The organism is Bacillus sp. FSL K6-1145, from assembly GCF_038003425.1.
In the GTDB taxonomy this organism is placed as follows: Bacteria; Bacillota; Bacilli; order Bacillales; family Bacillaceae; genus Bacillus; species Bacillus pumilus.
Map to the genome: position 1 here is coordinate 1,691,416 of NZ_JBBOPC010000001.1, position 15,132 is coordinate 1,706,547.

13 protein-coding genes and 1 pseudogene are annotated in these 15,132 nt (G+C 39.0%); 11 read left to right on the forward strand and 3 right to left on the reverse strand.

The annotated features are described in order from the left end of the window. Positions 1-64 precede the first annotated feature (64 nt). Positions 65-823, reverse strand: a complete 759-nt coding sequence (locus tag MHH41_RS08410) for an N-acetylmuramoyl-L-alanine amidase (protein WP_340866106.1) — start codon at positions 821-823, stop codon at positions 65-67. Between the two features lie 320 nt (positions 824-1,143). Between MHH41_RS08410 and spoVK the strand changes: the two genes are divergently transcribed. From spoVK to glnA, 5 genes are all read left to right on the forward strand, one after another. Beyond that, a complete protein-coding gene (gene spoVK / locus MHH41_RS08415; RefSeq protein WP_003211912.1) occupies positions 1,144-2,103 on the forward strand; it encodes a stage V sporulation protein K in 960 nt (319 codons plus the stop codon). Between the two features lie 121 nt (positions 2,104-2,224). After that, positions 2,225-3,487 carry a GTPase HflX gene (gene hflX / locus MHH41_RS08420; RefSeq protein WP_106028917.1) on the forward strand — a complete coding sequence of 421 codons (1,263 nt, stop codon included), beginning with the start codon at positions 2,225-2,227 and terminating at the stop codon, positions 3,485-3,487. Positions 3,488-3,505: 18 nt separating this feature from the next. Continuing rightward, entirely contained in the window at positions 3,506-4,786 is a 1,281-nt protein-coding gene (locus MHH41_RS08425; protein ID WP_106032484.1) for a methionine gamma-lyase family protein, read from the forward strand. Positions 4,787-4,877: 91 nt separating this feature from the next. Then, positions 4,878-5,288 (forward strand): MerR family transcriptional regulator, encoded by a 411-nt coding sequence (locus MHH41_RS08430; RefSeq protein ID WP_050944935.1) that lies wholly within the window; start codon positions 4,878-4,880, stop codon positions 5,286-5,288. A 59-nt stretch (positions 5,289-5,347) separates the two neighbouring features. Beyond that, the gene (glnA, locus tag MHH41_RS08435) at positions 5,348-6,682 is read left to right on the forward strand and encodes a type I glutamate--ammonia ligase (protein ID WP_058013910.1); all 1,335 of its coding nucleotides are present in this window, start codon (positions 5,348-5,350) and stop codon (positions 6,680-6,682) included. Positions 6,683-7,111: 429 nt separating this feature from the next. Here the strand turns inward: glnA and MHH41_RS08440 are convergent, their stop codons facing one another. Then, on the reverse strand, positions 7,112-8,098 hold the full coding sequence (locus tag MHH41_RS08440; RefSeq protein WP_340866108.1) for a YhdH/YhfP family quinone oxidoreductase: 987 nt from the start codon (positions 8,096-8,098) through the stop codon (positions 7,112-7,114). Positions 8,099-8,210: 112 nt separating this feature from the next. Here MHH41_RS08440 and MHH41_RS08445 point away from each other — a divergent pair, with 112 nt between their 5' ends. Together MHH41_RS08445 and MHH41_RS08450 are read left to right on the forward strand one after the other, a co-directional pair. Then, positions 8,211-8,630 carry a MarR family winged helix-turn-helix transcriptional regulator gene (locus MHH41_RS08445; RefSeq protein ID WP_024427048.1) on the forward strand — a complete coding sequence of 140 codons (420 nt, stop codon included), beginning with the start codon at positions 8,211-8,213 and terminating at the stop codon, positions 8,628-8,630. Positions 8,631-8,782: 152 nt separating this feature from the next. Continuing rightward, positions 8,783-8,978, forward strand: a pseudogene (locus tag MHH41_RS08450) (response regulator aspartate phosphatase); the annotation flags it as partial. 109 nt (positions 8,979-9,087) lie between these two features. Here the strand turns inward: MHH41_RS08450 and MHH41_RS08455 are convergent. Continuing rightward, positions 9,088-9,966 carry a LysR family transcriptional regulator gene (locus tag MHH41_RS08455; RefSeq protein WP_340866110.1) on the reverse strand — a complete coding sequence of 293 codons (879 nt, stop codon included), beginning with the start codon at positions 9,964-9,966 and terminating at the stop codon, positions 9,088-9,090. 184 nt (positions 9,967-10,150) lie between these two features. Between MHH41_RS08455 and MHH41_RS08460 the strand changes: the two genes are divergently transcribed. The 4 genes from MHH41_RS08460 (at position 10,151) to MHH41_RS08475 (ending at position 14,870) form a co-directional block, all read left to right on the forward strand. Continuing rightward, positions 10,151-10,708 carry an NAD(P)H-dependent oxidoreductase gene (locus MHH41_RS08460; RefSeq protein WP_268420691.1) on the forward strand — a complete coding sequence of 186 codons (558 nt, stop codon included), beginning with the start codon at positions 10,151-10,153 and terminating at the stop codon, positions 10,706-10,708. Between the two features lie 100 nt (positions 10,709-10,808). After that, a complete protein-coding gene (locus MHH41_RS08465) occupies positions 10,809-13,145 on the forward strand; it encodes a molybdopterin-containing oxidoreductase family protein (protein WP_335355656.1) in 2,337 nt (778 codons plus the stop codon). A 193-nt stretch (positions 13,146-13,338) separates the two neighbouring features. Continuing rightward, positions 13,339-14,520, forward strand: a complete 1,182-nt coding sequence (locus tag MHH41_RS08470; protein WP_340866112.1) for an MFS transporter — start codon at positions 13,339-13,341, stop codon at positions 14,518-14,520. A gap of 68 nt (positions 14,521-14,588) precedes the next feature. Continuing rightward, the gene (locus MHH41_RS08475) at positions 14,589-14,870 is read left to right on the forward strand and encodes an ArsR/SmtB family transcription factor (protein WP_340866113.1); all 282 of its coding nucleotides are present in this window, start codon (positions 14,589-14,591) and stop codon (positions 14,868-14,870) included. Positions 14,871-15,132 lie beyond the last annotated feature (262 nt).

Consider the following 15,132-nt stretch of genomic DNA (forward strand, 5'->3'; position numbering starts at 1 on the left):
AATCAATCATAAACCGGCTCAGCAGCAGACTTGAGCCGGTTTATTTCGTTATAACAAGCTTCAGTTATTGGAAAACGAATGCGTCATGACCGGCCTGTTTCAATCTTGCGACGAGGTCATCCGCATTTTGCTTTGTACGAAAAGCCCCTGCTTGCACTCGGAACATGCCGCCCTCTAATACAACGAAGGCGTCAAAGCCTTTGGATTTAAGCGTGGCTACTAATTCATCTGCATTGGCTTTCACCTTGAAAGCTCCAGCCTGAACTTTATAAAGATTACTAGCTTTTTTTTTCAGCTGAAAGGCTTTCTCTAATCCAGTGGCATGAGCGCGAGCGATGCCTTGAAGGAAGGTTGCGTTGCGGAGCTTATTTGCATCAGCTGTCGTATCGATGAAACCATTCTCTGTTAAAATAGCGGGCATAGAAGTTTCTCGAAGAACGTGGAAGTTCGCTGTTTTCTTGCCGCGGTTGGCAAAATCCACCGAGCGAACAATTTCATCATGAAGGGCATTGCGATACGTGGTGGTTGGTGCTGAAACGCCAGGATACACATAGCTTTCAAAACCTGTGCCCCCGCCTGCATTAATATGAATAGACACGAAATAGTCAGCTCCCCAGCTGTTTGCCGCATTTGTACGCTGGGCCAAAGTAACGGATTGATCAATTGAACGACTTAAGCGGACGGAAACCTCATCATAATCACTAATCAACATATCTCTCAATAAAATCGCGATTTGCAGTGTGATATTTTTCTCCAAAAGTCCATTAGCAGCAGCTCCAGAATCTGTTCCTCCATGGCCAGGATCAATAAAAATTTTCACCATCTATTCATCACCTCGTCTTTATTTTATGAGAAAATAGAAAAATTGCCTGTACAAAATGCGGAAATCATTGAGACTCTTTTCTGCACAATTTGTGATGAGAAAGCTACATTTTTCTAAGAAAAAACAAATTGTTGGTTTGTCCGCCTAAATGGGATGAATACAATGGAAATAGCACATCATTTCCTGGGAAACCGCAGAAATCCCTACAATATTCGGAATCTCGGGTCATTTTGACAGCAAACTTGGGCTTAAGCGGGCGATTGTCACGATTACAGCTCCACCCGAATAGAATAAAGAGAGAAGAGCGAGAGGTGAATACGTTGGAGCGAGCTGTCACATATAAAAACAACGGCCAAATCAATATTATACTTAACGGACAAAAACAAGTATTGGTTGATGCAGATTCAGAGGCAGAATACCTAGAAGCCTTGCAGAAAAATGAGGCAAAACACAGCATCTTACGGGAAATAGAGCGTGAAATGAACAGCCTTGTCGGTATGGATGAAATGAAACGAAACATAAAAGAGATTTATGCTTGGATCTTTGTCAATCAAAAAAGGCAGGAACAAGGGTTAAAGGTAGGTAAACAAGCGCTTCATATGATGTTCAAAGGGAATCCTGGCACAGGGAAAACAACGGTTGCAAGACTTGTCGGGAAGCTTTTCTTTGAAATGAATGTCCTCTCAAAAGGTCACTTAATTGAAGCGGAACGCGGAGATCTAGTCGGCGAGTACATCGGTCATACTGCTCAAAAAACAAGGGATTTAATTAAAAAATCACTAGGCGGCATTTTGTTCATCGACGAAGCCTATTCTCTTGCCCGCGGAGGCGAAAAGGATTTTGGGAAAGAAGCGATTGATACCCTAGTCAAACATATGGAGGACAAACAACACGAATTCATTCTCATTCTTGCTGGCTACTCCAAGGAAATGGATCATTTTCTATCATTAAACCCCGGCCTGCAATCGAGATTTCCAATCAATATCAGCTTTCCTGATTATACCGTCGATCAGCTCATGGACATTGCCAAACGGATGATGGCTGACAGAGAATATATATTTACTCAAGAAGCTGAATGGAAGCTGCGAGATTACTTAATGCACATTAAAAGCACCACGAGTCCTGCAAAATTCAGCAACGGCCGTTTTGTGCGAAACACGATTGAAAAGGCCATTCGAACCCAAGCGATGAGACTCCTGCTTGTGGATCATTATGATAAAAAAGATTTGCTCACGATTAAAAGTCACGATCTCCAAATGAAAGAGGATACGCCTACTTAAAATGGCGTATCCTTTTTATAAAGAGATACTAAAATAAACCATCCGAATAGTGGTATACGTGTGGTGTGTTTGGTATGATGGTACTACTGAAAACTTAAGTACAGAAAGGAAACAACTGACGTTGAATGAACATGAAATGACAGAAAAAGCGATCCTTGTCGGCTGTCAATTGCCGCATGTCACGGATGAACGCTTTCAATACTCAATGGAAGAATTAGCTTCCTTAACCAAAACGGCTGGCGGTGAAGCTGTCAGCGTAATGACGCAGAAGAGAAATAGACAAGACAGCGCAACATATATCGGTAAAGGGAAAGTAGAAGAGCTTGAAGTGCTTTGCGAGGAATTCGAATGTGATGTCATTATTTTTAATGATGAACTGTCTCCAAGTCAACTAAAAGCTTTGGCAACTGCCTTAGATGTGAAAATTATCGATCGGACACAATTGATTTTAGACATCTTTGCAAAAAGAGCCCGGACAAGAGAGGGGAAGCTGCAAATAGAGCTTGCCCAGCTTCAGTATGCCTTGCCGAGACTAAGCGGACAAGGGATCAGCCTCTCAAGGCAAGGCGGCGGAATTGGCGCAAGAGGTCCAGGTGAAACAAAACTTGAAACAGATAGACGCCATATTCGAAACCGTATTCACGAAATTAACGGGCAATTATCTACAGTCAAAGAGCACCGGACAAGATACCGGGAACGCCGGAAGAAAAATGGTGTGTTCCAAATTGCCATTGTTGGGTATACGAATGCCGGAAAATCTACTTTGTTTAACCAATTAACAGATGCAGATAGCCATGAAGAAGATCTGCTATTTGCGACACTTGATCCAATGACACGTAAGATGACATTAGCATCTGGCTATAGTGTGCTGATTTCAGACACCGTTGGTTTTATCCAAGACCTCCCAACAACACTCATTGCGGCATTTCGTTCCACTCTTGAAGAAGTGAAGGAAGCCGATTATTTGCTTCATGTCATTGACTCTTCTAATGAGGATTACGAAGGTCACGAACGGACGGTTCATGAGCTTTTAGAGGAATTAGAAGCAGATCGTATTCCAATGCTGACGGTTTATAACAAAGAAGATCAAATCAGACCGGATTTCATCCCATCTTCAAAGCATCGTCATCTGTTAATCAGTGCGAGACGCGAAGAAGATGTGAAGCGGTTAAAAGAAGATATCATGGCTGAACTGAAAAAAACCTTTTTAAAGCCATACCATGTGAAGATTCCAGCGTATGAAGGAAAGCTCATCTCCGCATTAAAATCAGAAACGCTCGTGGAATCGCTAGAATTTCAAAAAGAAGCAGAACTTTATGACATCACCGGGTTTAGCGGTGAGGAGCAGACCATATTAGGTCAAATCAAGAAGTATATGTTGTAAGAAAGGAATTAAATCAAGATGTTTCATACATTAAAACACGGCAGTATTTTAGAAAAAGTAGCAGCAGAAACAGAACAAGACATTTTTCACATGCATCAGCAAATTGATCAAAAGAGTGAACAAAATGAGTGGCGGGTGCTTGAAAGCTACCGAAAGCATAGAGTCAGTGATTCTCACTTTAACCCGACAACTGGATATGGCTACGATGATATGGGAAGAGACACGCTAGAAAAAATTTATGCGGATGTCTTCGGAGGAGAAAGCGGCCTTGTGCGTCCGCAGATCATTTCCGGCACACATGCCATTTCCATTGCGTTATTTGGTGTGCTAAGACCTGGTGATGAATTGATCTATATGACGGGAAAACCATACGATACGCTAGAAGAAATTGTAGGGATTCGCGGCAAAGAAGGGACAGGCTCATTAAAAGACTTCCAGATTGATTACAAGGCCATTGATTTAAGACAAGATGGATCCGTCGATTATGACAAAGTAAAAGAGTCAATCTCCTCTAAAACAAAAATGATCGGCATTCAGCGTTCAAAAGGCTATGCGTCAAGACCTTCCTTTACAATAGAAGAAATCGAGCAAATGATTTCATTTGTAAAAGAGATCAATGAAGAAATCATTGTGTTTGTGGACAACTGTTATGGTGAATTTACTGAATTACAAGAGCCATGTCATGTGGGAGCGGATCTTATGGCGGGTTCCCTTATTAAAAACCCAGGCGGCGGGCTTGCCAAAACAGGCGGTTACATCGTTGGAAAAGAAAAATGGGTAGAAGCTTGCTCTTATCGAATGACATCTCCGGGCATCGGCAGTGAAGCGGGTGCCTCGCTTTATGCGCTTCAGGAGATGTATCAAGGATTTTTCTTAGCACCGCATGTTGTGGCGCAAAGCTTAAAAGGTGCAGTGTTCACGGCTCGTTTTCTTGAGAAGCTCGGATTCCAAACGAACCCAGCGTGGAATGCGAAAAGAACGGATTTAATTCAATCCGTCGAATTTGGTGATCCTAACAAAATGATTGCATTCTGTCAGGCGATTCAATATGCATCTCCGATCAACAGTCACGTCACACCGCATGCAAGCTATATGCCGGGTTACGAGGATGATGTCATTATGGCAGCGGGCACCTTCGTCCAAGGAGCTAGTATCGAATTGTCAGCCGATGGACCGATCAGACCGCCTTATACAGCCTACGTTCAAGGCGGACTCACGTATGCCCATGTGAAAAATGCGATTTGCAGTGCTGTAGATGCCTTAATGGAACAAGGTTTTATCGACATACCTGCTCGATAAAAAAATCCATGTTAATATTCCTAACATAATGTTGACACATAATATAACATGACATATAATAAATTTAAGCAAAGAGGAGGAGACAGTTGAGATGAGTGATAACATTCGCCGCTCAATGCCTTTATTCCCAATTGGGATTGTCATGCAGCTAACAGAATTATCTGCAAGGCAAATTCGCTATTATGAGGAAAATGGTTTAGTATTTCCAGCAAGAAGTGATGGGAATCGCCGATTATTTTCTTTCCATGATGTTGATAAATTACTAGAAATTAAAAACCTCATCGAACAAGGTGTAAACATGGCAGGAATCAAAAAACTTTTTGCCAAAGCTGAGGCAGAACATCCAGCGTCTGATGCAAAGACCGAGGAGAAATCCACAGCGAAGCACAACTTGACAGATGATGAACTCAGGAAGCTACTGAAGAAGGAACTCATTCAGGCTGGACGTTTCCAACAAGGAACGACCTTTAGGCAGGGGGATATGTCAAGGTTCTTCCGTTAACCAATTAGCAAAAGCATTGCTATACAATTTTACCTTTTGTAGGGGAGGAGTTTTACGAAATGGCAAAATACACAAGAGAAGATATCGTAAAATTAGTAAATGAGGAAAATGTAAAGTACATCCGTCTGCAATTTACAGACATTCTCGGAACGATTAAAAATGTTGAAATTCCTGTGAGCCAGTTAGAAAAAGCTCTCGATAACAAATGTATGTTTGACGGTTCATCTATTGAAGGTTTCGTACGTATTGAAGAATCAGATATGTATCTATACCCAGATCTCAACACATTTGTTATATTCCCTTGGACAGCAGAAAAAGGTAAAGTTGCACGCTTTATTTGTGACATTTACAAGCCAGACGGGACGCCATTTGATGGAGACCCACGTAACAACTTAAAGCGTGTCTTAAAGGAAATGGAAGACCTAGGATTTAGTGATTTCAACCTTGGACCTGAGCCAGAATTCTTCTTATTTAAATTAGATGAAAAAGGCGAGCCAACGCTTGAATTAAACGATAAAGGTGGATACTTTGACCTTGCACCAACAGATCTAGGCGAAAACTGCCGCCGTGATATCGTGCTTGAGCTTGAAGAAATGGGCTTTGAAATTGAAGCGTCTCACCATGAAGTAGCACCTGGACAGCATGAAATTGACTTCAAATATGCAGGCGCCATCCGTTCTTGTGATGACATTCAAACGTTCAAACTCGTTGTCAAAACGATCGCGAGAAAGCATGGTCTTCATGCGACATTCATGCCAAAACCATTGTTTGGTGTAAACGGATCTGGTATGCACTGTAACCTATCATTATTCAAAAATGGCAAAAACGCATTCTTTGATGAAAAAGCAGATTTACAATTAAGCGAGACGGCTAGACACTTTATCGCAGGTATCGTCAAGCATGCAACTAGCTTTACAGCGGTCACAAACCCAACGGTGAACTCTTACAAGCGTCTTGTACCTGGTTATGAAGCACCTTGCTACGTGGCATGGAGTGCACAAAACCGTAGCCCATTAATCCGTATCCCTGCATCACGCGGCATCAGCACACGTGTAGAAGTGCGCAGCGTAGACCCATCTGCAAACCCATACCTTGCACTAAGCGTATTACTTGCAGCAGGTCTTGACGGAATTAAAAACAAACTAGACGCACCAGCACCAATTGACAGAAACATCTATGTCATGGACAAAGAAGAGCGCCTTGAAAACGGCATCTCTGATCTGCCTGCAACACTTGCAGAAGCACTTGAGCTGCTGAAATCAAACGAAGTCATGGTCAACGCGCTAGGCGATCACTTATTCGAGCACTTCATCGAATCAAAAGAAATCGAATGGGATATGTTTAGAACCCAAGTACACCCATGGGAACGCGATCAGTATATGTCTCAGTATTAATAGAGGAATCCCTTGGAGCCATTGGCTTCAGGGGGTTTTTGTTTTTGTGGGTATAGCGAAGGGCATGGATGAGCATTTTCGGTATGGCTACTTGTTTAAGTATACGATCATATGTATTGAATAAAGATGATTTCGGTAGGGGATATCCATCTTTCAATGAGAGTTACTTAATTCAACTCATACAGGTAAACGTCATTAAGAACGAGTCTAGCGTCATGTTATGAGCCGTATTGATGTAAAGGTTTTGGGTCTCAATAGCTCATTTGATTTTTTGCTCTAAAATCAAGAGTTTTAATTATCAGTAAAAGACTCTGGTTGCTGTATACTTCTATCCGGGATATTAAAACAAATGAACCCCATCTTGAACCGGATGGGGTAGCTGTATCAATAAATTCAATTTTTGTCTTGTGTAATAAAGTTTGTTTAATTTTAATATTTAATAATTGTTCTTCCTAAATGTTGGCCATTTTTAATGGCTTCAATTTTTTCAGGTAACGTATCGAGAGTAATCTCATTGACTAGAGTCGTTTGGGAGATATTCCATTCGTTTGCTATCTCGTTCCAAATTACTTTGCGTTTATTGATTGGCACATTTACAGAATCGATCCCCAGAAGGTTGATCCCTCTTAAAATAAAAGGTAACACAGTTGTTGTTAATTTAATTCCACCTGCATTTCCGCACATGCTCATGCTTCCACCGTAAGAAATTTGAGGGATTAATACAGAAGCTACATCTCCTCCAACAGTATCTAATACGAAGTCAAATTTTTGCTTGTTTAATGGTTTTTTTAGCTCTCCTAACTGGTTTGCAAAAATGACATCAGTTGCTCCTAAAGATTTTGCTATATCAACTTGATTATCTTTACGCACTAAAGCAAAAATATTTTTGTACCCAATTTTAGATAATAATTGTATAGCAATGCTACCAACCCCACCAGTTGACCCTGTAACGAGTATATTAGGTTGATTTCTCGTACTCATACCATTTTCCTGTAAAGCCATGATAGAAAGAGCTGCGGTAAAGCCTGCTGTTCCAAAAATCATTGATTCTTTTAAAGTCAAGTTATTTGGCAAAGGAACAATCCAATCCGCAGGTACTCTAGCATATTCTGAAAAACCTCCAGTGTGGCTCATGCCCAATGCGAAACCTGTGACAATAACTTGTTGACCCTCTACGAAACGATTATCTGTTGTATGAACGATAGTTCCACTTAGATCAATTCCGGGAATCATTGGATAGTTACGAATAACACCTCCATTTTTTTGAACGGCCAGCATATCTTTATAATTGATTGAAGAATATGCAACTTTAATTAATACTTCTCCCTCAGATAAATCATTAACACTTACTTTTTGAAGATCGTAACTAACTTGATCATTTTTTTCTGTAACTAGAATCGCTTTAAATGAATCCATTATTTATCTTCCTCTCTAAAAATATATTATGACAAAACATTTCTGGTGCAAAAGTATTTCAATTAAAAAACTACCATGATATTATAGGTAAAGTCAATGTGGGGGAGATACGATGGAATTATCAGAGTGCATAAATTTTTTACTAAGTGTTAGTCAAAATAAAGTGTTTAAGTACTTTAGTAAGCTTTTAGAGGAATGTGATTTGACACCCGCTCAATATGGTGTGTTGAACTGTTTGTGGAGAGAGGGCCAGCTATCTCCCAAACAAATTGGAGAACTTGTGTATTTAGAAGCCTCAACAGTTTCTGGAATTTTAGATAAAATGCAAAAAGCTGACTTAATTGAACGCACAATAGATCCAAAAAATCGAAGAAATATTTTAGTAGATGCTACTCAAAAATCTTTAGTCATTAGAGATAAAGTTGAAGCAGCAACAATTGAGCTGAACAAAACAGCGCTTCAAAACTTGTCAAAACATGATAAGGTTGTGCTAAAGAAAGCATTGAATACAATTATAAATAATTTTCAATGATGTATTTTTATAAACAAGCTTCATATTAAATCCATAACCACAAAAAAGCTCTTTTACTGGAGCCTTTTTGCGGTTTCTGTTCGATGCTTTGTAAATTTCTGCAAGTCATAATAAATGTCACATAAGGAGATTTGGTGGAAGGAGAGTGAGGCATGGAGAAAGTTCTTTCACATGTTGGTGTGAAAATAAATGAATGGTATAAAATGATCCGGCAATTCAGTGTTCCAGACGCAGAGATTTTGAAAGCTGAGGTAGAACAAAAGATTGAATAAATTGAAGAAGACCAGGATTTACTGATCTACTATCAATTAATTTGCTTTCGCCATCAGCTTATGCTTGATTATATAAAATCCTCACAGCAGCGGTCTTTATCTATTGCAGACTTCGTTGATAAAATCGAGAAGTCGAATCATCAACTTTCTGGTATACTGCAATACTAAAAATTATCCAGAGACAGTTAAACATCTTCGGTAGCAAAAAGCCTAAGAGCTGTTTGAATAAAGGCATCTGTTGCTTTGGATATATCTTTCATATCAAGCACTGCAATATTGATATCTCTGAACGTATCTGGTGTTAATTCACGAAAAACGACTTGGTCTGGCAGTGACCAAATATTTTTTTTAGTTGTAATGGTTATTCCTAAACCTTCTTGTATCATACTTAATCCTGTCTCTATATACTCCATTTCAAACCGAACGTGAGGAGTTACGTTATACTTTTTAAATAAATCATGAACTTGTACCTCATAACCCCCTTTCCCCAATAGTATATCTTCACCTTGTAAGTCGGGAATACTTATTATTTCTTTCTGATATAAAGGATGGCTTGAATGCATCAGTACAATCAGTTGATCTTTCATTAAATGTACGGTATCAAAATCTTTATCAGGGGGAATAATAATGCCCACATCAATGTATTTAGAACGTAACCACTCTTTAACTTGATCTACACTCCCTTCTGAAAGTTTGACTTCTAGGCCTGGATATTGATTCTCCATTGCACGTATGATTTTAGGAATAAATCTAGTACAAGCAGTTCTGTAAGCTCCTATATGTATCTTCCCAATCTCTAACCCTTGTTCAGCTGCAACTAATTCATCTACTTTTTGTAATTCACTTAGAACCTTCCTGAAAATAACCAATATACGTTCTCCTATATCTGTGAAAAACAAGCCATTTTTCTTATCTCTTTCAATTAACTTTGTTCCTAGTTGCGATTCAATTGTCGCTACGGCTCGACTTACAGCCGGCTGTGTCATATGTAATTCCTCACCGGCTTTTGTAAAACTTCCTGTTTCAGAAATTTGGACAATTAGTTGAATTTGCGATCTATTCATAGCGTTTTTGTTATCTCCTGTATGATTAATATGCATTTCATTTATATTGGAACTTAATGTACCATAAAAGAAAATAGAACTTCAAGATATAATCCGAGACAATAAGTGAGGTTAATCATACTCATTAAGGTGATGATCATCATAACCTTATCATTTTGGGTTTGAATTTTATAGGAGGATTAACGTGAAAAATATTTTAATCATTAACGCACATGAGTACCATGAGATGGCCAAAGGCCAATTAAACCAGACATTAGTAGAAAGAATGGTAGACAAGCTAAGCCCACTTTATCATGTTAAAACCACAATTGTTGCAAATCACTATGATGTAAAAGAAGAACAGGAAAAATTCAAATGGGCTGATTTTGTGATTATTCAAACACCAGTTTATTGGTATCACTATCCTGCTGCATTTAAGAAGTACATGGATACTGTATATGAGCACGGAATTTTTTATAGAGGGACAGATATTTATGGTGAAGGAGGTTTATTAGAAGGACGTCATTACATGCTTTCTGTTACTTGGGGTGCAGGTGAATGGGTGTTCGATAATCCGATAGAGCAGCCTTTCTTTGAGGGGAAGGAAGTAGACGAGGTCCTAGTTGCAATGCACAAAGCACAGCAATTCATAGGGATGAAACCATTAAAAACACTCTCAAATCATTCGGCGCTCAAGCCTGACATGGAGAAAGTATTTGAAAAGACGGATCAGCATTTAGAAGAGGTATTTTCTTTATCTTAAAATGACAGAAATCCGTATTTGAGATGTATGCTTCACCATTCGCCCGAAAAAATTCCTAGTTTTGACCAATGACTTCAATCTTAAAAAGGAGAGAAGGATGATGAGTACTAGTGAAAAAAGAAGAGCGGGATTTTGTTCGCAATGCGTTTCAAAATGTGGAGTGATATCCGTTACACAAAATGATCAGTTAGTAAAGGTGCTCCCGGATAAAAATCATCCGAATGGGGGAATCTGTCCAAAAGGAGCAGCAGCACCTCAAATCGTCAATCATCCTGATCGCATCGTTTTTCCTTTAAAGAGAACTAACCCAAAGGGGCAAGATCCACTATGGGAGAAAATCACATGGGAAGAAGCCATCCAAACCATTGCAAGTAAACTAAAACAGATTCGTTCTGAAACAGGGGCAGAAACAGTTTCTTACACTTTTCCAACAGTTGGTGCAAGCGGAAGTTTTAGCTGGGGGCCATATTTACAGCGCTTGATGAATCTATACGGCACCCCCAACTATATTTCTCATACCAATGTCTGCCAGTGGGCAAGGGACGAGGGATCAAAATACACATATGGTGTTGGATTGCCTCAACCCGACATTGAACATGCTAGCTTGATATTGATATGGGGGCACAATCCAGCAGATACGAATCTTCAGACTTGGAAAAGGCTCATGGCAGCTAGAAAAAGAGGCAGTAAACTAGTAGTCATCGATCCACGCCGAACAACGACAGCTGCCGCAGCAGATTTATGGATTGCTCCGAATCATGGAACTGATATCGCTTTAATATTAGGGTGTCTTCAATTTTTAATTGAGAACCATTCGTATGATGAGCAATTTCTTCTCCAATGGACCAATGCCCCTTTCTTAGTGGATAAGCGAACAGGAAAATTCCTTCGACCAGCACATCATCAGCCATATGAATTTTTAGTTCTTGATCAAAAACAGAAGCCATTTAAAATCGATACTCGGGCAGATCCTGAGACATGGTCAGAACATATTTTACTTTCAGGCGAATACGAAAATGAGGACGTTTCTTCAGAAACCGTTTTTTCTCAATTATTGAAACAAGTATCTTCATTTACAATGGAACATGTGGAAAAAATAACGGGTATTCCAGCTGAGAAATTAACGGAACTTGGGGAATTATTAAGCCAAGAAAATCCGATAGCCTATTATTCATGGAATGGATTAGAACAGCATGTAAATAGTTCATCTACCAATCGAGCATTATGTATCCTTTATAGTCTGACCGGTTGTTTTGATAAGCAAGGGGGGAATATTATCCTTCCGTCTTTACCAGTAAACTTAATAAAAGTTCAAGATTTACTGCCAACTTCACAAGAGCAGAAGCGTTTAGGATTAGATCAGAGACCTTTAGGTGCTCCAAAAATATCTGCTTCAGGGTATGATTTTGTTCATGCTGTATTAAACGAATCTCCGTATTATATGAGAGGGTTGTTAAGTTTTGGGGGTAATATGGTCACTCAAAACCCTGGAACCAAGAATATGATAGAAGCCTTGAAAAAATTAGAATTTCATGTACACGTTGACATGTTTCATAGTCCAATGACGAAGTTTGCAGACATTGTATTACCAGCTGCACATGCATGGGAGTCCCCAAGTTTGTTGGCAGGCTTTGAAGGGAATTTACAAACGGCTCAACATATTCAATACAAACCTGCAATGTCAAAGGCTCCTGGGGAAGCTCGTCCTGATCTACAAATAATCATGGAAATAGCGGTTGAAATGGGTTATCAAGAAGAGTTTTGGAATGGAAATATTGAGAAAGCGTTTAATGACTATCTTAAACCAGTGAATGTCACATTAGACCAACTTCGATCTCACCCTGAAGGTCTGTCTGTGCCCTTAAAAATAAAATATTGTAAATATAGAGAAAAAATGAATGAAAGAGTCAAAGGTTTTTCTACTCCGACAAGAAAGCTGGAGATTTATTCCGAGTTTTTGTTAGAGCATGGATATGATCCACTGCCCCAATTTGAAAAACCATTAACTGTTCCGCAATATCAGAATCAATCGAATGATTTTCCGTTAGTTCTTTCTTCTTTTAAATTAAAAGGTTTTTGTCATAGCCAGCATCGTAATATTGCTAGACTAAGGAAACTGCATCCCGATCCTTTTGCTGAAATTCATCCCCAAACAGCTCAAATGTATAGGCTAAATGAAGGTGAATGGATTTATTTAGCCTCTCCTTTCGGCAGGATGAAGGCAGTCGCTCGACTGACAGAAAGTATACCCGTGGGGACAATATATACTCAAGCGGGCTGGTGGGATGAGTGTGATGAACTTGAATTAGCTGGATTTGATCCATTTTCAGTAGAAGGTGCAAATGTCAATCAATTAATAGGTACCGATGAGGTTGACCCCATATCAGGTTCTGAACCATTAAAATCTTATCGATGTCAGATTTATAAGATAGGATAGATCCTTTGCCCTAATTAAAGCAAAAAAGCTGATGACTCCCAGAGGTGGAGGCTTCAGCTTTTTGCTTTTATACTAAAAATGTCATATCAATTTGTTTATGTGTTACATGATTAATATGCATTTTATTTATGTTATGGCTTCATGTACCATTAAATAGGATTACACATCAAGAAAAGTATCGGAGGTAACAAATTTGATCAGTCGTCATATATTATTTCTATTTGCACTTATATTAGCTGCATTTAATCTTAGGCCTGGTATAACATCAGTTAGTCCAGTTTTGCACGGAATATCAAATGAATTAGGGATGAGTTCTGCTTCAGCTAGTCTACTTACATCTATTCCTTTATTATGTTTTGGCTTTTGCTCGTTATTCGCTGGTCGTTTAGCAAATCGCTATCAATCAGAGAAAACCATCACATTTTTTATCGCTTTTATAGGTATTGTAACGTTTTTGCGTTTCTTTACAAACTCGTCAATCTATCTATTGATAACGGCTTTATTCATTGGCGCAGGAATCGGAATTGTAAGTCCTTTACTCTCTGGTTTCATCAAAAGTCACTTTCCGGAGAAGGCAGCCTCCATGATAGGCATATATTCTACTTCAATGGTCGTTGGAGCATCCATTTCTATTGGGTTAACGTCACCACTTCAACATTGGCTCAATAATTCATGGAAAAATGGATTAGCATTCTGGAGTATTCTTGCGTTAATCGCTGTCCCACTATGGCTTATGGTCATTAAACAATCTCATACACAAACAGCATCACAAAAGAGAAATGCCTTTTTGCCATTAAAAAATAAAAAGGCGTGGTTATTAACCTCTTTTGTAGGGCTTGTTACTCTTATGTTTTATTGTTTTGCAGCTTGGCTACCAGCCATTGTGGAGGAAAAAGGATGGACGTCAGCATTTGGTGGTCTTGTAGGTACAATAGCTATGATTGCTCAGCTGCCAGCTACTCTTTTATTGCCTAGTCTCTTGAAGAAGCTGCCAAGTAGAAGACTATGGATTATAATCTTTACCCTTAGTGTAATGACGGGCTTATCTCTTTTATGTTTTACAAACGTGACACCTATTGTTTCAAGTATATGTCTAGGGATTGGCAGTGGTGGTCTTGTCTCACTCACTTTATTATTACCAATAGATAAGGCATCGTCCCCTATGGAAGCAAGTACTTGGTCAGCAATGACTCAAGCAATTGGATACATGATTGGTGCAACGGGCCCATTTATCATCGGTTTTCTTCATGATTTTCTAGGTAGCTTCGTTCCAACATTATATCTTCTAATATGTTTAGGTTTCATTGTTATGTTATTGGGATGGAAAATCACTAAGCCAGTACATGCTAAAGGAGACGGGGTATCTGTGAAATAAATCTATTCTTATAACTGTAAGGTTAGCCAGTACTCATTTGAAGTATTTATTCAGGAAAGGGGGTGATAATGATGGAGGATAACTTGAAGTTACAGCAGGCGACAAAAATATATAAAGCACTCGGTGAACCAACCCGATTAAAAATTGCTCGTTTGCTTGCTAATGAAGCAAATTTATGTTGTTCAGATATAGGAATAAAACTTGAATCAATTGCCGGATCAACTTTATCCCATCACTTAAAACAATTAACTGATTGCGGGCTACTAAGTACTTATAAAGAAGGTACATATATATACTACAGCCTAGACCGTGAATTGATTGGAAAGTATGCTCCATATGTGATGGAGTAATTTTTCTTGTCCGGATTATGGCTAAATTACTCGATAGGTATCCTCATCTAAATTTTGAGTAGATCCATTACTAGTACTTTATAAAAAAGCTAAAGCGAATCATCTATCTTTATCATAAGCGCGTTAAATTCATGGGTGTCACCTTTATAAAACATTTTTAAAGAAACTGTAAAGGTCACTTTTTCTACATGCAAAAATCAGCTCTTTACAGCTAATTTTTCAAGCGCTCGGTTAATTTATGAAAATAAATCTGTATTTCTAG